An 18,505-nucleotide genomic window follows, 5' to 3' on the forward strand; every position below is an offset into this window, starting at 1 on the left:
CCTGGCGCCGGCGGCCCGGAGTGAGCTCATGGGTTCTTCCTCGGCGGTTCGGTGCCGGCGGCGGCGTCCGGCGGCCGGGCCGACCGCGGCGAGCGGGGAGCGATGATGTCGGCGGCCCGGGGCGTGGTCCGGCCGGGGGGATCCGGTGGAGCGTCGGCGGTCAGGCTGATGCCGATGTGCTGCGCGAGGCCGTCTGCGAGAGCTGCCAGCGTGGGGTGGCCCGCGACGAAGTCGCCGGCGAGCCTGACGCCGAGGGAGGCCTCCAGGCGGGTGCGCAGTTCGATGCGGAGCAGGGAGTCGAACCCGAGCGCGTTCAGCGGGGTCTGCGGGTCCAGGGTGCTGGCCCCCAGCCGGAGCACGGTGCGGATGTGTCCGGCCAGGTGGTCCTCGAGGACCGTGCGGCGGGCGAGGCCGGGTTCTGCGGCCCGCAGCTCGCCCCGGATGTCGCGTGCCGCATCCTGCCCGGACGCCTGTACGGGGGTGCCGGGCGCCTCGGGCGTGAAGAGGGCGAACAGCGAGGACGCCCGCCCGGCCGGGGGGATCCAGGTGTCCGGCGGGCCCGGGATCACGCCGGTGCGTACACGGCCGTGGGTCAGGAGCGCTGCCAGGGCCTCGAGTCCTTCTGCGGTGGGAATGGTCTGGTAGCCGCGGGCCGCGAAGCCGGTGGCGACTCCGGTTTCGCCCCAGGGCCCCCAGTTCACGGCCAATGTGGGCAGGTCCAGGGCGGTGCGCCAGGTGGCGAACGCGTCGAGCCACGCGTTGGCGGCCGAGTAGGCGCCCTGGCCCGGGTTGCCGAGCAGGGAGGCCATGGAGGAGTACAGGACGAACCAGTCGAGCGGCAGTCCGGTGGTGGCCTCGTGGAGGCGCCAGGCGCCGGTGACCTTGGGATGCCAGACGCGTTCGAGCTGGTCGTCGGTGATGTTGGACACCGCGGCGTCGTCGAGGACCATCGCGGCGTGGACCACGCCGCGCAGTGTCCCGCCGCCCGCGGTGGCCTCGGCCACCAGCTGCTCGGCGACACCGGGCTGCGCGATGTCTCCGAGCACGACGCTGACGCGGGTCCCCTGTTCGCACAGTCCGGCGAGGATCCGTTCGGTCTCGGCCGAGGGGGACGTGCGTCCGTTGAGGACGAGGTGGGCGGCGCCACGGCCCGCCAGCCAGAGGGCCGTGGCGAGGCCGACGCCGCGCAGGCCGCCCGTGACGACGTAGGCGCCGTCCGCCCGTACCGGCGAGGGCGGGTCGCGCAGTACGGCGGTGGCGTGGCCTTCGCCGGGCACCGTCAGGACCAGTTTGCCGATGTGCCCGGCGCCGGCCATGAGGCGGAAGGCGTCGGAGGCCTGCGCGAGCGGATAGGTCCGGCACGGCAGCGGGGCGAGGGCGCCCTGGCGGAGTTCGGCGAGGACCTCGCCCAGCAGCTCGGCGAAGGTGTCCGGGCGGGTGTCCTGGAGCTCGACGAGGTCGACTGTGCTCAGGGTGATGTTGTGCCGTAGCGGTGCGAGACCCAGCGGGGTGTCGGCGAGGATGTCGCGCACACCCAGCTCGATGAACCTGCCGAAGGGGCGCAGCGTTTCCAGTCCGGCCCTGATGGCGGGCCCGGAGAGGGAGTTGAGGACCACGTCGACGCCCTCTCCGGCGGTGGCGTCGCGGGTCTGCTCGGCAAAGTCCAGCGAGCGGGAGTCCATGACGTGCCGGATGCCCATCGCGCGCAGGTACTGGCGCCTGTCCTCGCTGCCGGCGGTGGCGAGCACCTCGGCGCCCAGGCGCCGCGCGACCGCGATCGCGGCCAGTCCGGTCCCGCCGGTGGCGCTGTGGATCAGGACGCGCTCGCCGCCGGCGAGCCTGGCGAGGCGACGCAGTGCGTACCAGGCGGTGAGGTAGGCGACGGGCAGCCCGGCGGCCGTCTCCGCGGGCAGGCCCGCCGGGACGGGGGCGACGGCGGCGGCGGGCAGGGTGGCGAAGGTCGTGAAGAGTCCGCCTCGCACGTCGGCGGCGAGGACGCTGTCGCCGACGCACACGTTCCTGACGCCTGGTCCGACTGCGGTGACCACGCCGGTGGCTTCGAAGCCGATGCGGTAGCCCGCCTCGTCGTCGGTCGCCAGCATGCCCATCGCGGTGAGCACGTCGCGGAAGTTCACGCCCGCGGCGTGGAGGCGCAGTTCGACCTCACCGGGGCCGGGGGCACGCCGTGGTGAGGTGGTCAGGCGCAGGGCGTCGAGGTCGCCGAGCCGCCCCGCGTGGAGCTGGAAGCGGTCGGCGCCGTAGCGCACGGTGCGGGTGACGGCGGTGGCGCGTTCGGTCTCCGACAGGGGGGTGTAGGACAGCCGGGCGATGTGCCGGGTGTCACCGCGCAGGGCGATCTCGTCCTCGGGGGGGTCCGCGAGGAGTTCGGCCGCGAGCTGGTGCAGGCCGGTGTCGGCACGGTCGGCGTCGATGAGGGTCGCCCGCAGCTCCGGGTGTTCGTGCGTCAGGACGCGCACGAGTCCTCGCAGGGCGCTCTGGGCGGGGTCTGCGGGCTGCCCCGGCTCCGGAGCGTGGGCGGACCGGGTGACGGCGAACAGGCGTGCGGGTGTGCCGCGCGCGATCGCGCTCTGTGCGGCGGCGAGCAGGCGGCGGGTGCGGCGCAGTGCGATCGCGGCGGCGTCGTCCTCGGGCGCGGACGGCGCGGACAGGAGGACCACGGCGCACGGTGCGGGTGAGGAGTCCCAGTGCCCGGCGATGCTCTGCTTGAGCGGCTGGAGGGCGGCACTGTCGACGGGGACGTCGAGGACGTCGGTGCGGGCTCCGGCGAGCTCGAGGGCGTCCGCCAGTGCCCGGGCGGATCCGTCCGCCTCGCCGATGACGAGCCAGGGGCCCGGGGCGGGCGGTTCAAGGCCCTCCCGGCGCGGCACCGGCTGCCAGCAGGTCTCGAGGAACCACCGGTCGACGGTTTCATCGGCCCCCGCGCCCCTGCGTACGAAGCGCAGCGCGTCGATCTCGACGAGGGGGTTTCCCGCCTCGTCCAGCAGCCGCACGTCCCCGACGATGGCGTCCGCAGCGGTGTGGGTGAGCCGGGCGTGCGCGTAGCAGGCATCCTCGGGGGCTGCGAGGATCCGCACGGCGCGCATCCCGACTGGCAGTACCAGGCCGTGGCCCGGTTCGTCGATCAGGCCGGCGACGACGAGCTGGGCGCACAGGTCCAGGAGCACCGGGTGGATCCGCAGGCCGTGGCGGGCGGTGCGTGCCGGGTCCGGCAGCGTCACGCGGGCCCAGAAGCTGTCGCCCTGGGCGCAGGCGCGCAGCTCGGTGATGCCGCTGAAGGCGGGTCCGTGCTCCAGGCCCCGTGTGCGCAGGCTCGCGTAGAGGGCGTGCGGATCCAGGACGACGGGGTGGTCGGCGGCCAGTGCGGCTGCGGGGAGCACCGGTGTCCGGGGGGAGGCGTCGATGCGGCGCAGGACCGCGGTGGCCTGCCGTACCCAGGTCCCGTCCTTGTCGCGGCCGAAGACTTCGCAGTCGGCGCGGTCGGCGCCGGTCAGGGTGACGGTCGTGCCGACGGGCGTGCGGGCGTCAAGGTGCAGCAGCTCGCGGAAGCGGATGTCGGTCGCTTCGACATCGTGCGCGGCGCCGCGGAACACCTCGCCGGCCGCGGTCAGGGCCAGGGCGCAGTAGGCGGCGCCGGGCAGGACCGGCCGGCCGTGGACGCGGTGGTCGGCCATCCAGGGCAGGACGTCGGTGCCGGTGTCGGCGTGCCAGGTGTGGCGGGGCTGGTCGCCGGGCACCTCCGTGTGCGCTCCCGGCAGGGCGGCGGGAGCGCTCTCGATGTGCGGGGAGGCCGCTGCGGGCGGGGTGGTGTCGGTCCAGTGGGGTCGGCGGTCGAAGGTCAGCGCGGGTACGTCGGCCAGGCGGCCGCCTGCGTAGAGACGGGACCAGTCGACGCCGACTCCCGCGCAGTGCAGGGCGGCGAGCTGGGTGCGGAAGGTGGTGCGGTCGTCTTCCCCCTTGCGCAGTGTCGGCAGGATCACGGGCTCGTGGAGCAGGCCGATCAGGCTCTGGGCGAGGGGGCGGGTGACGACGGCGTGCGGCGAGATCTCGAGGTACACCTGGTGGCGGTCGGCGGCGGCCGCGGCCACGGCGGCGCCGAAGCGTACGGGTCGGCGCAGGTTGGCGCACCAGTAGGCGGCGTCGAAGACCGGGGTGTCGAGGGGGTCGTCCAGGACGGTGGTGTAGAAGGGGACGGTCGGCCGGCTGGGGGTGAGCTCGGCGAGCTCGGCGGCGAGGTCCGCGAGCAGCGGGTCGACCTGGGGGCAGTGCGAGGCGACGTCGACGTCGATCAGACGTGCCACGAGTCCGCGGGCCTGCCAGGCGGTGGTCAGGTGCCGGACGGCGTCTGCGGTGCCGGCGACGACGGTCGAGTCGGGGGCGGCGACGACGGCCACCGACACCGTGCCGTCGCCGATGGCGGCGAGGTCGTTCTCGACGGTCGCGCTGTCGAGGCCGACGCTCGCCATGGCGCCGGCTCCGGCGATGCGGGTGAGGAGGGCGGACCGCCGGCAGATGACGCGGACGCCGTCGGCCAGGGTGAGCGCTCCGGCGGTGACGGCGGCCGCGACCTCGCCCATGGAATGGCCGATGACGGCGGCCGGTTCGACCCCGTGGTCGCGCCAGGCGGCGGCCAGGGCGACCTGCAGGGCGAACAGCGCGGGTTGCACGCGGCCGCAGCCGCTGACGTGTTCGCGGTCGCGGACGGCCCGCAGGACGGAAAACCCGGTCTCGGCGTCGATCAGCGCATCCGCTTCGGCCAGGGTCTCGGCGAAGGCCGGCTCGTGGTGGAGCAGGCCGTGCCCCATGCCCTGCCACTGCGAGCCCTGGCCGGAGAACACCCAGACGGGACGGCGGGTGACGCCCGCGCCCACGTGGCCGCGTACGACGCCGGGGTGGGCCCGGCCGGCTTCGAAGGACTGCAGGGCGTGCGCCAGGTCGCGGTGGGAGTCGGCCACCACGCCGAGCCGGCCGCGCCCGGGGGAGCGGCGCAGGGCGAGGGTGTGGGCGATGTCGCGCAGGGGGGTGGCGGTTCCCTCGGCCTCCAGCCAGTGGGCCAGGCGCGCGGCGGCGGCGGGCAGTGCGTCCGGGGAGCCGGCGGCGAGGAGGAAGACGTGGGGTGGGGCGTCCTGCGGCCGTGACGGCGGGGCGCCGGCGGTGCCGGCGGCCGCGTGTGCGGCGGTGCCGGGGGTGGGAGTGCCGGGGAGGACGACGGTGTGGCGGCGGGCCGGGGCCTGTTCGAGGACCACGTGTGCGTTGGTCCCGGAGAAGCCGAAGGAGGACACCGCGGCCAGTCGCGAGGCCGTCCGGGTGGGCCAGGCGGACAGGCCGGTGGGGACGAACAGGCGGGTGCCCTCGGCGCTGATGGCCGGGTTCCACCGGGTGAAGTGCAGGTTGGGCGGGACGACCCCGCGCCGGAGGCAGAGCACCGCCTTGATCAGGCCGATGACGCCGGCCGCCGGTTCCAGGTGGCCCACGTTCGTCTTCACCGAACCCAGCGCGCAGCGCCCCTGTCCGGTGCCGTAGACCGCGGCCAGGCTGGAGAACTCGACGGGGTCGCCGACGGGCGTGCCGGTGCCGTGCGTCTCCACCAGGCCCACGTCGCGCGGGTCGGTTCCGGCTCGGGCGAGGGCCTGGCGGTAGAGGGCCTGCTGGGCCTCGGCGGAGGGTGAGGCCAGGACGTCGGAGCGGCCGTCCTGGTTGACGGCCGAGCCGCGGACCAGGGCCAGGACGCGGTCGTCGTCCCGTAGCGCGTCCTCGAGGCGCTTGAGGACGACGACGCCGCAGCCTTCGCCGCGGACGAAGCCGTCCGCGGCCGCGTCGAAGGTCCGGCACCGGCCGGTGGGCGAGAGCATCCCCATGCGGGCGAAGGACATCGTCGTCCTGGCCCCGAGTATGAGGGTGACGCCGCCGGCCAGCGCGAGATCGCACTCGCCGTCGCGCAGGGCCTGGCAGGCCAGGTGGACCGCCACGAGCGAGGACGAGCACGCGGTGTCCAGTGCCACGCAGGGGCCCTGCAGACCCAGCAGGTAGGAGATGCGCCCCGGGGCGACACAGTGCCCGTTGGTCAGGACCGCGCCCTCGAGTTCCCGGGGGTGGCCGGCGAGGGACTCCATGTAGTCGGTGTAGCTCAGGCCCGAGAACAGTCCCGTGGAGGTCCCTGCCAGCCGCTCCGGGGGGAGTCCGGCGTGTTCGAGTGCCTCCCACGTCACTTCCAGGAGCAGCCGGTGCTGGGGGTCCAGGACGTCGGCCTCCTTGCCCGAGACCCCGAAGAAGTCGGCGTCGAAGCCGGCGACGTCGCCGAGGTATCCGCCCCACGGCGGCATCGGCCCGGCGGCGTGGGCCGGGGCCGCGGCCACGTGCCCCGCGCGGCCGGTCGGCGGGTGGCCGACCGCGTCCCGGCCGGCTTCGAGCAGCCGCCACAACGCGGCGGGCGAGTCGATGCCGTGGGGAAGCCGGCATCCCATGCCGACGACGGCGATGTGCGCGTCAGCGGCTCTCAGGTTCTCTGTGTGGCCCATCACATGCTCTCCTACGCGCTTGCGCGGACGGGGGTGGGGAGCGCTCGCCGTCCGGCGGTGCGGTCGGCGGATGCCGGGGTCAGTCGACGTCTGAGCTGCCCAGCAGGATCGCGCTCTTGACGCCACCGATCTGGTAGTTGCAGGTGAGCGCGTAGTCGAACTCCAGGTGCCGGGTGCGCAGCCCGGGGACGGGGTCGAAGCAGATGTTGTCGGCCGGCTCCTCGCAGTTCGCGGTGGGGCACACCTCCCCCCGCCCCAGCATCAGGAGGGTCAGGGCGACGCCCAGGGCTCCTGCCGGAGCGCCGTTGTGGCCGAAGCAGGCTTCCTGGGAGGTCATCAGGAGGTCTCCGACGGCGTCGCCGTAGAGCTGTCGGGCGGCGTTCGCCTCGAACGCGGTCACGACGACGTCGCCGTCGCTTCCGCCGTGGATGTAGGGGATCTGGCCGATGGCCCACCGGTCGCCGAGGCACTTGCGGATGGCGGCGACCAGCGAGGCGCCGTTCTCGTCGCTGGCGAGCGGGTTGGACAGGCCGTCGCGGGTCATGCCGTGCGACAGGACCTGGCCGTAGGTGAACGCCCCGCGCTGCTGGGCGTGGTCGCGGCTCTCCAGCACCAGGGTCACCGACCCCTCCCCGTGGTTCACGCAGTCGGCCCGCCGATCGTAGGGCCTCATGACCCGGTCGAAGGCCGGGAGGAGATCGGGCATGCCGTCGACGCGGATCGTGTCGTAGGCGCGCTGGGCGCCGTGCAGCAGACGCTGGACGTTCTGGATCACGTCCAGGCTGAACACGTCCACGCCGGTGACGACGGCGAGGTCGGTCTCGCCGTCCGCGATCATGCGGCGGGCGTTGCCGATCTGGACGGCGGAGGACGCGCAACCGCACGACACGGTGAAGCAGGGGCCGCTCGTACGCATCAGCGCGCCTTGGACCAGCGCCACGTCGGAAGGGGTGAGTCCCTGCTGGGCCCTGACGAACAGCTCCATCGCCTGGTGCGGCGAGATGGTGCCCGCGTCGGCGTGCAGGACCTCGAGGTAGCTGGCGACGTTGGCGTCGATGCCCCCGCGCCCGACCAGGACGGCGGCGTTGGTGAGGTCGCCGTCCCCGATGCTCAGTTGGGCGTCCGAGCAGGCTTCCACGAGGGACACCAGCCCGTAGCGGTGCGCGTTGGTGTAGTGCTGGGAGAAGATGCCCGGCAGTCCGGGCAGGCGCTCCGCGAACGCCGCGTCCGGCAGATCGACGGAGCCGTAGTAGACACCGTGGTGCTTGAGGCACGAGCGGCCGTTGGAGGCCACGTCCCAGACCTCGCCCGCGGTGAACAGCGGCTGCTCCTCGCCCGGCAGGCAGAACCCCATGCCGGTGACCACGGTGTCCCGCCCGCCGCTGCCGCCTCGCGGGCGCCGGCTGGAGGGCCCGCTCACGACGCGTCCTCACGGGTGCGGGGCTGACGCTCTGTCCGTACTCGTACGGGACGGTCGCTGGTCATTGCTCACCTCGGAGAGTGGGGGGGTGGGGCGGGGCGGCGCCGCGTCGGTGCGCGGCTCCCGGGGCCCGGCGCCGGTGTCGGATGCCGGGCAGGCGGTGGCGGGCGCACCTACTCGGCGATGGCGGTCCGGTACGACCACTGGTAGACGGGCATCAGTACGCCGCCGACGTCCTTGAAGTCCTGCGTGATCTCGAAGTGCTCATAGCCGTTCCCGCGGGGGATCCTCAACCGGATCTCGGCGCCCCCGGATTTCACTTCCCGAATCTCAGGAATGTCGCCAGGGCCGCCCTTGAGGAAGACAAGCAGACCGTTGGGCATACACTCATCCTCCCATTCGAGAACGCAGAAGAATTCTTCGAGACGATCAGCCGACCGGTTGACGGCGCACATCCGGAATACCCCCATGGAAAGCCGTTCAACCTAGGAACACCAACAGCGCATGAAGTGAGCCGGGGGCGCACTCGCGCCGCAGTCACCAGATCACGGGGACGCCCCGGAAGCCGTGATGCCGCCCGAACAAAGCCCCGATCCCGAATCACCGGCAAGAATAAGTATGAAAACTGCGCCACGCTCCCCGAGGCGTGCCGCGCCATGAGCATAACAGCAGGCCAGGGGGCTGTGCTTGCCGACTTTCGAATACGATCTCCCCAGTTTGTTGGCGCTCCCACCGTGATTACCTCCCGAATTCTCAAGAACTCCTCTACGGGACGTCCAGGAAGACCCTTGCCGGCGCTCACCTAAAATACCCAGTGGCAAGCCTTCGGTCGCTTTCGACTCCGCTCGGTGAGGCGTCAAAAAAGTTGTGCGCCCCCGATCCGACCTCATGCTCCCACCCTTATCGAGTTCCCTATTGCCACCCGATGGAGCCCGAACCTACCGTGAGGAAAACGCCTCCCCGACTTGGCCGCAACGGTCTTGTCAGGCGTTCGGAAGACGGAAAAGAGGAATCCTATGTCCCCGATTCTCCTCGCACTCGTCCCCTCGCAGGGTCCGGCGACCGGGGGTAGCCCCGTGCTCCTCGTCGGCACCGGACTGACCGGGGCCACGGCGGTCCTGTTCGGCGCCACCCCCGCGCTCAGCTACACCGTCCAGTTCGACGGCGCCATCTCGGCCGTCGCCCCGCCCGGGACCGGGACCGTCCCGGTCACGGTGGTCACGCCCTCCGGCACCAGCAACAACCTCAGCTACACCTACCAGCCGCCGACCCCGCCGACCATCCTCGCGCTCGTGCCGCCCATCGGCCTGGCCACGGGCGGTCTGCCCGTCCTCATCGTGGGCCACGGCCTGTCCGGTGCGACGTCGGTCCTGTTCGGCGCCACCCCGGCCTCGAACTTCACCGCGCTGGGCGACGGAGCCATCCTGGCCGTCTCGCCGGCCGGAAGCGGAACCGTCCCCGTCACGGTGACCACGCCCGCCGGCACAAGCAACGGCGCCTCCTACACCTACCTGTAGGACGGCGGCCGAACCGCCGGTCCGCGCGCGAACATGATCCGGCGGGATGAGAACAGTGAGCTCCGACAGCAGGCGCTGTCGGAGCTCACTGTTCGTCGGACGCTCGGCCATGGGCGGGGTTCCGATGCCCGCGCCGCTCCCGAGAGGGGCGGCGGCCCTAGGGTGATGCGCCACAAATCGCGAGGGTAATTTCTACTCTGCTGGCGGATTGATCTTGGTGAGGAAGTCTGCGAGGGACGCGCTCGACCTGGTTGATCCAGGAGGAGTCGGTCGGGGTGAAGTGGACGTGGAAGCGCAGGTGCCTGGCCATTTGAAGGCGTCCTGCAGATGGGGCCTGAGATCGGACTTCTTCCAGATCCGCCCGATGGTCGACTTCGACAGGCCGGTCCGCTTGGCCTTCGAGGTCCGCGACCAGTGCGAATCCTTGCCCGGCGTCGACTCCAACGTCGCCACCACGACATTTTCGACCTGGTCGAGCAGGATCGACGACGGTCGGCCGGGCCTCGGCTCGTCCTGCAGCCCATCCAGCCGCTTGGCAACGAAGCGGGCCCGCCAGCGCTCCAAGCCGCCCCACTGCGATATCCGACATACCGTCAGCGCACGCAAGGATGATCCGGGCCCGCTCGGCAGCTCTCCGGTCCCACGGCCCCGCCTGACACACCAACTCGGCACGCTCGTCCTCAGACAGCGTGATCACCACGGCAGAAGGCCCAGGATGCGACACCCAAATAGGATCGCAACTTACCCTCGCGATTTTGTGGCGCATCACACTAGATCACCGGTGCGGCGATGTAGGTGTAGGTGAGGCCGTTGCTGGTGCCGCCGGGGGTGGTCACGGTCACCTGCACCGTGCCCGAGCCCGCGGGCGCCGTGGCGACCAGGTTGCTGTCCGACACGGCGGTGAAGGCGGCCGGCGCGGACCCGAAGGCGACCGCGGTGGCAGCGCCCAGCCCGCTGCCCGTCAGCGTGACCGTGTTCCCGCCCGAGGTCGGCCCCGCTGCGGGAACCACGCTCACCAGCTGGGGAACGGGAACGTAGGTGAACGCCACACCGTTGCTGGTGCCGCCGGGCGTCGTCACGGTCACCTGTACCGTGCCCGACCCCGCCGGAACCGTCGCGGTGATCTGCGTCGCCGACACCACCGTGAACGACGAGGCGTTGACGGCACCGAACCGCACCGCCGTCACCCCCAGCAGATTGCTTCCGGTGACGGTGACGGTGGTTCCGCCGAGGACGGGGCCTTCGCCGGGGACCACAGCGGTGAGCTGGGGGTTGCTCAGGTAGAAGTAGGGCACGGGGAGGCTGGTTCCGCCGGCCGTGGTCACGGTGACGCCGGACGGCCCCGGCCCCCCGGCCGGCACGGTCGCGGTGATCTGCGTCGCCGACACCACCGTGAACGACGAGGCGTTGACGGCACCGAACCGCACCGCCGTCACCCCCGTGAACCCGCTCCCCATCAGCATGACCGTGTTGCCACCAGACGCCGGCCCCTGGGCCGGGACGATCGTGGCCACCACCGGTGCGGCGGTGTAGGTGTAGGTGAGGCCGTTGCTGGTGCCGGCGGGGGTGGTCACGGTCACCTGCACCGTGCCCGAGCCCGCGGGCGCCGTGGCGACCAGGCTGCTGTCCGACACGGCGGTGAAGGCGGCCGGCGCGGACCCGAAGGCGACCGCGGTGGCAGCGCCCAGCCCGCTGCCCGTCAGCGTGACCGTGTTCCCGCCCGAGGTCGGCCCCGCTGCGGGAACCACGCTCACCAGCTGGGGAACGGGAACGTAGGTGAACGCCACACCGTTGCTGGTACCGGCGGGGGTGGTCACGGTCACCTGTACCGTGCCCGACCCCGCCGGAACCGTCGCGGTGATCTGGGTGTCTGACACCACTGTGAACGACGAGGCGTTGACGGCACCGAACCGTACCGCCGTCACCCCCGTGAACCCGCTCCCCGTCAGCGTCACCACCGACCCCGCCGCCCCCGACGCCGGACTGACCGAACCGATCACCGGAGCAGCGACCGCGTACGTGAACGCCACCCCGTTGCTGGTACCGGCGGGGGTGGTCACGGTCACCTGTACCGTGCCCGACCCCGCCGGAACCGTCGCGGTGATCTGCGTCGCCGACACCACTGTGAACGACGAGGCGTTGACGGCACCGAACCGTACCGCCGTCACCCCCGTGAACCCGCTCCCCGTCAGCGTCACCACCGACCCCGCCGCCCCCGACGCCGGACTGACCGAACCGATCACCGGAGCAGCGACCGCGTACGTGAACGCCACCCCGTTGCTGGTACCGGCGGGGGTGGTCACGGTCACCTGTACCGTGCCCGACCCCGCCGGAACCGTCGCGGTGATCTGCGTCGCCGACACCACTGTGAACGACGAGGCGTTGACGGCACCGAACCGTACCGCCGTCACCCCCGTGAACCCGCTCCCCGTCAGCGTCACCACCGACCCCGCCGCCCCCGACGCCGGACTGACCGAACCGATCACCGGAGCAGCGACCGCGTACGTGAACGCCACCCCGTTGCTGGTCGCCCCCCACCACCACGCCACCACGGTTACCTGTACCGTGCCCGACCCCGCCGGAACCGTCGCGGTGATCTGGGTGTCTGACAGCACCGTGAACGACGAGGCGTTGACGGCACCGAACCGCACCGCCGTCACCCCCTCGAACCCGCTGCCCGTCAGCGTCACCACCGACCCCGCCGCCCCCGACGCCGGACTGACCGAACCGATCACCGGTATGTTGTGATCAACCATGACATACCTCCATAGGGTTGTGCAGTCTCCGAGTTGACGGATGTCGTGCGTGCGCAAGCGGCTTCAGAGAGTCGGTTGTTCGCCTGGGGATGCGCGACGACGGGCGCCGAGGCGGGGAGCCCCGGTCGACGGAGGAACATCGACCGGGGCTCGTCAGGGGTGCGTCGCTGGGCGGGTCAGGCGGAACAGACCGGCTCGTCCCAGCGAAGGAGATCGCCGCCATCCGCCCGGTCGCCGTTGTCGGAAGCCTCCCCGGGACGGCCAAGACGCCGTCCTCGGCCGATCCGCCCCCGGCGCCGCCGGTGCTTGCCGCGGACGGACTCGGTCGAGCGCATCACGGAGGAGTTCCGTTCGAAGGTGTGGCCGTTCTCGGCCGCGGTCGCGCGCTCCGTCCTCGACGGTCCACCCGCAGGTTGACGGCTCACCAGCACCGTCGGCACGTACCACCCCAGCAGATGACCCCAGCACCACAGCGCTGAAGTCGTCCGTCGGCGGTCCGGGGGAGGGGGGCCAGCAGACCACCTGTCCGCCGCACGGGCCAGCACACCTCGGAGCCTTTGGATCGCTTGCATGACGCCTCCTGGCGTATGTAAGCCGCCGCATCCGCCGGCACCGCTGAGACGGTGCCGGCAGATGGATCCACGTCCTCCACGGGGGTGCCCATCGCCAGCCGTACGTCCCCCCGCCGCCTGAAGCAACAGCGGGCGCCGACTGCGCGCTTCCCCCGGGAGGGATGGGCGGCCCGCCGGTTGGATACGGAAAAGTAATCCAGAGCCGTGAAATCGGTGACAAGCCTTCCGACCTTCTTTCACTCGCTTGGCGCAGCGCCCGGCCGTCTCCCGAAATCCGGGAAACGGCCGATTCCGTAGCGCGCGACCCGACGCCGATCGGCGAAAACGGACCCCCTTTGGGGAATTTTCACGCTGATTCCCCACCCGGCGGGATCGCGACTTCCCGACCCGGGGTTGCGCCGCGGGATCGAGCCGGGCGGGACCTGCGCGAGGACGTCGAAGATTCACAGCGGGCCGGGGCGACCGGCCTCACAGCCGTGTCATCCCCGGCACGCCCGGCACCGTCCAAGTCGCTGACCTGAGAAGTCACGCCAGTGACCCCGGGTCGGCCGTCCGCCGGAGGATCCGGCCACAAAGCCGGGACCCCGGGGACGTCATGTGACGTTGCGGGTGATGTCGACGAAACGCGAGTAGAGGCCCTGGAACGCGACCGTCGCCGTGAATGTGCCGTCCATGCGGTTCTTGGCCACGATCAGGTTCGCCTCGCCGGCGCGCGGAGAATCCTTCGCGTAGGCGGCCTCCCGGTGGAGCAGGATGGATTGCGTTGGCATTGGCCTCGATGCCACCGGATTCCCGCAGGTCGGCCATGGCGGGTTTCTTGTCCGCGCGCTGCTCGACGCACCGGTTGAGTTGAGCGGCCACGACCACCGGAATGTTGAAGGACTTCGCGAGTATCTTGAGGCCGCGGGCAAGTTCGTCCACTTCGGTCGTGCAACTGGTGGCCTGGCCGGTCTCGGGGGTCATCAACTGCAGGTAGTCGACCAGGAGGCGGCCGGGAGCCGTCCCTGGGACTGCAGGCGGCGCAAGCAGGGAACGCAGCCGGGGGACGGTGACCTCCTCGCTCGTGTCGACGGCCAGCGGAGGGACGCCGGCCAGGGCGATGGCCCGCAGCCGCCGTGCCTCCTGCTCCTCGTTCAGCGTGCGGTCGCGGATGCCGTGCAGGGGGACAGGGGCTTCGGCAGCGACCAGGCGCTGGATCACCTGCGTATGCGTCATCTCCAAGCTGTTCAGGTAGACCGGGATGGCATCCGGGCAGAGCAGCATGCTGCCCAGCACGGACTGCTCGGCCGAGAGGTCCTGTGGGGGCCGGCGTTCCGCCTCCCGTTCCTCTTCCCCCCGGTGGCGCCGGCGGCCCGGGTCCGTCGGTGGCAGGCGCGGGGAGGCTTGCGGAGGGATCGTCATGGCGGTCTCCTGTCATGGCGAGGGGCGGGCCGGCAGGGTCACGGGCGCCGCCTTCCTGCTCTCCGGCGCGCGGGACCGGCCGGTCAGGTGCTGCTGGGAACCAGTTGCGCGGCGGACGTGCAGGCACAGCGATCCGCGGTCTCCATGCCCGTTGACGCGGCTGAAGACCCAGCCTTCGTCGCAGTCTCCGCAGAACGACCGGAGGGTCGGCGGCCAGGTGCTTCGGAAGCCCGGCTCGGCCGGAGCACCGGCGTACTGGGCTTTGGTGGCCTCACCCAGGCCCACCCAGGACAGCTGCTAGGTTCCCATCCATGTCGCGACCGCGACCAGCCAGTTCACCGGCCGGCCCTGCCGCACCAACGTGGTCGCTGCCGCGGTGAAGTCGCGCAGCGCTGTCGCCCGGCGGTGCGGGCCGAAGCCCGCGGCCTTGCGTGCGTTGATCCAGGGCGCGACGACCGCTGTACCCGGGCGTCCTCGCGGCGGTTTCGCCGTTGTCCCCGAACCGTCCGGGAGCGGTTCCCGGATCGGCCGTGCCGGTCTTCTTCCGCCTCCCCACCGCCGGCTGCGCTGCGGACGGACCAGAAGAGGAGTGGACTGAGTTAGAGGACAGAGTTGGGGTGCTTGAAGCACCCGGGTCGAAGGCGTCGTTCACTGGCGAATGCTCGAGGACCCAGTCCACGGCCAGAAAACCCATCGCGGCACTCGGCCTCCGCCCGATCGCGGCGCCCACGGCCGCCGGCCCGTGTGCGATCGGGCGGCCGGCTCCGTTCCCCGGGGGCCGGCGGGGAACCGGGCGGCGGGTACGACGGGACGAGGCTGCCCGGGCGCGGCCGATGACGGTCCCGCCCGGGCAGCCGGCCTCGTCGGCCGTGCGGTCCGTTGGCCAGTGGCCTGACTTCCGGATCAGATCCCCGGGCCGGCGAGGTACGTGAACGCGCCCACGGCGGTCGCGCTGCCGCCCGCGCTGGTGACCGTGACGTCGACGGCCCCGGCGGTGCCGGGCGGCGTGACGGCGGTGACGACGGTGTCGCTGACGACGACGAACGGGGCCGGCGTGCCGCCGAAGGTGACCGACTGGGTGCTGCTCAGGGAGGTGCCGGTGATGGTCACCGGGGTGCCGCCGGAGGTCGGGCCCACGCCGGGAACGACAGTGGCCACGGTGGGCGCGTCCACGTAGGTGTAGGTGAAACCGTTGTTGGTTCCGCCCGCAGTGGTCACGCTCACCCCGACCGATCCGGCGGCCGTGCCCGCGGGCACGGTGACGGTGATGAGGCCGTCGCTGACGACGGTCGGTGTCGCGGTGTTGGCCCCGAAGTTCACGGCGGTGGCGGTCGACAACCCCGTGCCGGTGATGGTGACGGCGTTGCCGCCGGCCAGCGGCCCGGAGGTGTCGCTGAGCGCGGCCTTGAACGGCGCGCCGACGTAGTAGAAGGTGAGCGGGTTGCTGGTGCCGCCCGGGGTGGTCACGGTCACCTGGACCGTCCCGCTGCCCGACGGCGCGATGACGGTGACCGAGGTGGCGGTGTTGGCGGTGATGGTGGCCCGCTTGGAGCCGAAGTGCACGGCCGTGGCCCCGGCGAGGTTGACGCCGGTGATGGTGACGATGGTTCCGCCGCCGGTCGATCCCTGGTTGGGGGAGATGGGCATGACTGCCTCCTTGAACGAGGTGGGTGAAGGCCGCGACGGCGGGTCCAGGAGGATCGCAGGTTACGCACGGTGCGGGTCGGACCAGGCCCCGGCGGGGACGCAACGGACGGCCGAGGCGGTGAACCGGGCGCCGGTTGCGGGCCGGTCCACGGGTGTGGCCGGGCCGCTTTCCGGGCGTGAGGACGAGACCGTCCTGGATGGATGTCGCCGGTCGCGGTGGCGGGCGGATCGTTCACGCCCCTGCCAGGGGAGCCCATGGCGCCACGGTAGTGACCGGCCGCACGGCAGGCCGACGCCCCACTCCCCCGGAGAGGATGGGCGACCCACCGGATTGGAGCTTCCAGTAACCCATTGAGGTGACAAGCAGGCAAGGCACTTGACGTGACATCACCCGATTGGCGGCACGTTGCGGCTGGGAGTACGGCCCGCCCGGCGTGAACGCCCGGCCGCGCCGGACGCGCGGACCTTCCCGGCCGCACCGGCGGGGCCGTCCGTGGGTCGGTCCCATGGCGGCCGGGTGCGCTTCCGGTGTGCGGCGCGCAGGTCCAGGACGTGTCAACTGCCGTTGACGCCCGGCCCGGCCGACGTCCGGGCACGGTAGCGGACGGGGGGCGTGCGGGTGCGCGCGCACATCCGCATATGCCACTGACCTTTTCTCCGAGCGGCGGTGCCGGCCGTGCGACCGTCCGGGATCGCTGCCGTGCGCGCCACGGCACGCCGGGCAGTGGCGCGACGGGCGGCCGGATGCGTGCCCGGCCCGGAATTCAGGGGAGGACCGCGAGCGCCGGCGCGCCCGCAGAGGTCTATTCCAGTCGACCCTCCTCGTGTGCTTGCGAAGATTGTCAAGCATTCGACAGTCGAGATCCAGCCACTCTTTGGCTGACCTTCGCGTGCGGCTTGACATGACATGCGCGAGGCCTTTGCCAATTGAGTGCAGCGCGATTCGCTCACTCAAATTACACAGCAATCGGCGACGTCTTGAAAAATCCTTTCTGCTCCCACCTCGGGATTTCGTGTATATTTCCTGGCTTCCAATGGGCCCCACGAGGGGGCCGTAATCCGTATCGAATCCCTACAGGAGCAAAATTGCTGACCGGAGAGGAATACATCAACATCTGTGCCCTGCGATCCCGAGGATTGTCCATCGCCGCAATCGCCCGTCTCCTCGGCCGCGACCGCAAGACGGTGAGCTCCTATCTGAGCGGGAAGCGCACGGTCGGGGTCCGCAGCTCCGGCTGGGGCGAGTTCGAGCGGTTCATCCCCTACTGCCGCCAGCGACTGCAGGACGATGCCCACTTCGAGGCGTCGGCACTGTTCGCCGAACTCGTCGAGCTCGGCTACAGTGGCGGCTACTCGACCTTCACCCGCGCCCTGCGGACCCATCAGCTGCGTCCCAGGTGCCCGCTGTGCCAGCGTCCGCCCCGCACCCGCCCCGCTCGGCAGGACGACGCGGAGGAAGTGCACTTCCGCTGGTTCGTCTTCTGCGACCCCCCTGCGGACTGGGGTAGCACCCACGCCTGCGTCCTGGTGGGACGCCTGACCCGCTCCCAGGGCTGGAGCGCGGCGCTCGCGGAGCAGATCGATTTCGGCCACCTGGTCGGCTCCGTCGACCGGATCCTGCGCCAGTTCGGCGGGACCGGCTGGCGCTGGCGCTTCGACCGGACGCAGCCGATCCACTGCCCGGGAGGCGGAAAGTTGACCACGGCGCTGGGCAGGGTCGCGAAGCACTACGGTGTCGTCTCGGATCTGGGTCTGGCGCGGCAGGACGCCGACGACGAGGCGATCGGGCAAGCGCTCGCCCTGTGGTGGCGGACCCGCGGTGCGGACACCGGCCCGCTGGAGGCGCAGGAGAGCCTCGACAGGTTGGCCAGGCTCATGCACACCCGCCAGGTCTCGGCACGGGGCGGCCACGACGGAAGCACCGTGCCGCCCACGCCGGTCCTGCTCGACCTCCCCCGCGACCCGTACCCCGCCAGGATCAGCGTGACCCGCACGGTCTCGGCCAACAGCATGGTGTCGTACCGGGGAAATCTCTACGCGGTTCCGCGGCATCTGCACGGCCACACCGTGGAAGTGCGCCGAAGGCTCGGTGACCCCCTCCTGGCGATCGCGGCCCCTCGTGGACGGGTGATCGCCCAGCATTCACTGGCGCCCGACGGTGCCAGCCTGTCGGTCATCGGCCATCGGCACGGGATCGGTCTCGAGCGCCCGCTCCCGGTGCCGAGGCCGGCCTGCACCAGCAGGATGTACAGTCCGCCGTCCGCCGAAGCGCTCGCGGCGGCCGAAGCGCTCCGACAGGACGCCCGCCAGGAGGACGGATTAGAGCCCGGTCGACAGGCCGGCGGTTCGTCGGCGCGCCGGTCCTGGCGGTGGACGGGCGTTCTCGACCGGATCCGGAAGGAGCCCACCGAGGACGAGGAGCACGTCCGTTCCGAAGCCGTGATCCACCTCGCCGCGCATCGGCAGCACGACCCGACGCCGTACCGGCGAAGCCACACCGGCTCGGTGAGGCACCCGGACCGGACGAGATAGCGCGTACGACGGCCCTAAGCCTGCCGGACCCTGCACCGGACGTGATCACGTCCGGTGCAGGGTCCGGCAGGCCGCGCCCGAGGATGCGTGCGGTCGCGGCCCCCGTCCTGCGCGCGGCCGACCG

At 71.9% G+C, this 18,505-nt stretch carries 9 protein-coding genes and 1 pseudogene; 2 read left to right on the plus strand and 8 right to left on the minus strand.

The annotated features are described in order from the left end of the window. Positions 1 to 26: 26 nt before the first annotated feature. The 3 genes from BG452_RS03380 to BG452_RS03390 form a co-directional block, all read right to left on the minus strand. Complete coding sequence (locus BG452_RS03380) at positions 27 to 6,536, minus strand: type I polyketide synthase (protein WP_188302618.1); 6,510 nt, start codon at positions 6,534 to 6,536, stop codon at positions 27 to 29. Positions 6,537 to 6,615: 79 nt separating this feature from the next. After that, the gene (locus BG452_RS03385) at positions 6,616 to 7,890 is read right to left on the minus strand and encodes a beta-ketoacyl synthase N-terminal-like domain-containing protein (RefSeq protein WP_188302661.1); all 1,275 of its coding nucleotides are present in this window, start codon (positions 7,888 to 7,890) and stop codon (positions 6,616 to 6,618) included. Between the two features lie 239 nt (positions 7,891 to 8,129). Beyond that, complete coding sequence (locus BG452_RS03390) at positions 8,130 to 8,339, minus strand: DUF5988 family protein (protein WP_188302619.1); 210 nt, start codon at positions 8,337 to 8,339, stop codon at positions 8,130 to 8,132. Positions 8,340 to 8,972: 633 nt separating this feature from the next. Here BG452_RS03390 and BG452_RS03395 point away from each other — a divergent pair. Beyond that, positions 8,973 to 9,473, plus strand: a complete 501-nt coding sequence (locus tag BG452_RS03395) for an IPT/TIG domain-containing protein (protein WP_188302620.1) — start codon at positions 8,973 to 8,975, stop codon at positions 9,471 to 9,473. A 192-nt stretch (positions 9,474 to 9,665) separates the two neighbouring features. On the opposite strand, the gene BG452_RS03400 is transcribed toward BG452_RS03395, so the two are convergent. The 5 genes and pseudogenes from BG452_RS03400 to BG452_RS03415 all read right to left on the minus strand — a co-directional run bounded on the left by BG452_RS03400 (position 9,666) and on the right by BG452_RS03415 (position 15,849). Further along, entirely contained in the window at positions 9,666 to 10,079 is a 414-nt protein-coding gene (locus BG452_RS03400) for a helix-turn-helix domain-containing protein (protein WP_317620881.1), read from the minus strand. Between the two features lie 164 nt (positions 10,080 to 10,243). Continuing rightward, positions 10,244 to 11,539 carry an IPT/TIG domain-containing protein gene (locus BG452_RS03405; RefSeq protein WP_317620885.1) on the minus strand — a complete coding sequence of 432 codons (1,296 nt, stop codon included), beginning with the start codon at positions 11,537 to 11,539 and terminating at the stop codon, positions 10,244 to 10,246. A 9-nt stretch (positions 11,540 to 11,548) separates the two neighbouring features. Beyond that, a pseudogene (locus tag BG452_RS45250) lies at positions 11,549 to 12,229 on the minus strand (IPT/TIG domain-containing protein); the annotation flags it as partial. Between the two features lie 1,097 nt (positions 12,230 to 13,326). Then, the gene (locus BG452_RS03410) at positions 13,327 to 14,202 is read right to left on the minus strand and encodes a DnaB-like helicase C-terminal domain-containing protein (protein ID WP_188302621.1); all 876 of its coding nucleotides are present in this window, start codon (positions 14,200 to 14,202) and stop codon (positions 13,327 to 13,329) included. Between the two features lie 903 nt (positions 14,203 to 15,105). Continuing rightward, positions 15,106 to 15,849 carry an IPT/TIG domain-containing protein gene (locus BG452_RS03415; RefSeq protein WP_188302622.1) on the minus strand — a complete coding sequence of 248 codons (744 nt, stop codon included), beginning with the start codon at positions 15,847 to 15,849 and terminating at the stop codon, positions 15,106 to 15,108. Between the two features lie 1,137 nt (positions 15,850 to 16,986). On the opposite strand from BG452_RS03415, the gene BG452_RS03420 reads away from it, so the two are divergent. Beyond that, positions 16,987 to 18,381: a Mu transposase domain-containing protein gene (locus BG452_RS03420; protein ID WP_188302623.1), complete on the plus strand. Its 1,395-nt coding sequence runs from the start codon at positions 16,987 to 16,989 to the stop codon at positions 18,379 to 18,381. The last annotated feature ends 124 nt before the right edge of the window (positions 18,382 to 18,505 follow it).

The organism is Streptomyces sp. CBMA123 (assembly GCF_014596465.1).
In the GTDB taxonomy this organism is placed as follows: Bacteria; Actinomycetota; Actinomycetes; order Streptomycetales; family Streptomycetaceae; genus Kitasatospora.

Coding starts and splice junctions, on each gene's coding strand:
- BG452_RS03380 (WP_188302618.1), bottom strand. CDS start 6,536: ATGGGCCACACAGAGAACCTGAGAGCCGCTGACGCGCACATCGCCGTC.
- BG452_RS03385 (WP_188302661.1), bottom strand. CDS start 7,890: ATGGGGTTCTGCCTGCCGGGCGAGGAGCAGCCGCTGTTCACCGCGGGC.
- BG452_RS03390 (WP_188302619.1), bottom strand. CDS start 8,339: ATGCCCAACGGTCTGCTTGTCTTCCTCAAGGGCGGCCCTGGCGACATT.
- BG452_RS03395 (WP_188302620.1), top strand. CDS start 8,973: ATGTCCCCGATTCTCCTCGCACTCGTCCCCTCGCAGGGTCCGGCGACC.
- BG452_RS03410 (WP_188302621.1), bottom strand. CDS start 14,202: ATGACGATCCCTCCGCAAGCCTCCCCGCGCCTGCCACCGACGGACCCG.
- BG452_RS03415 (WP_188302622.1), bottom strand. CDS start 15,849: ATGCCCATCTCCCCCAACCAGGGATCGACCGGCGGCGGAACCATCGTC.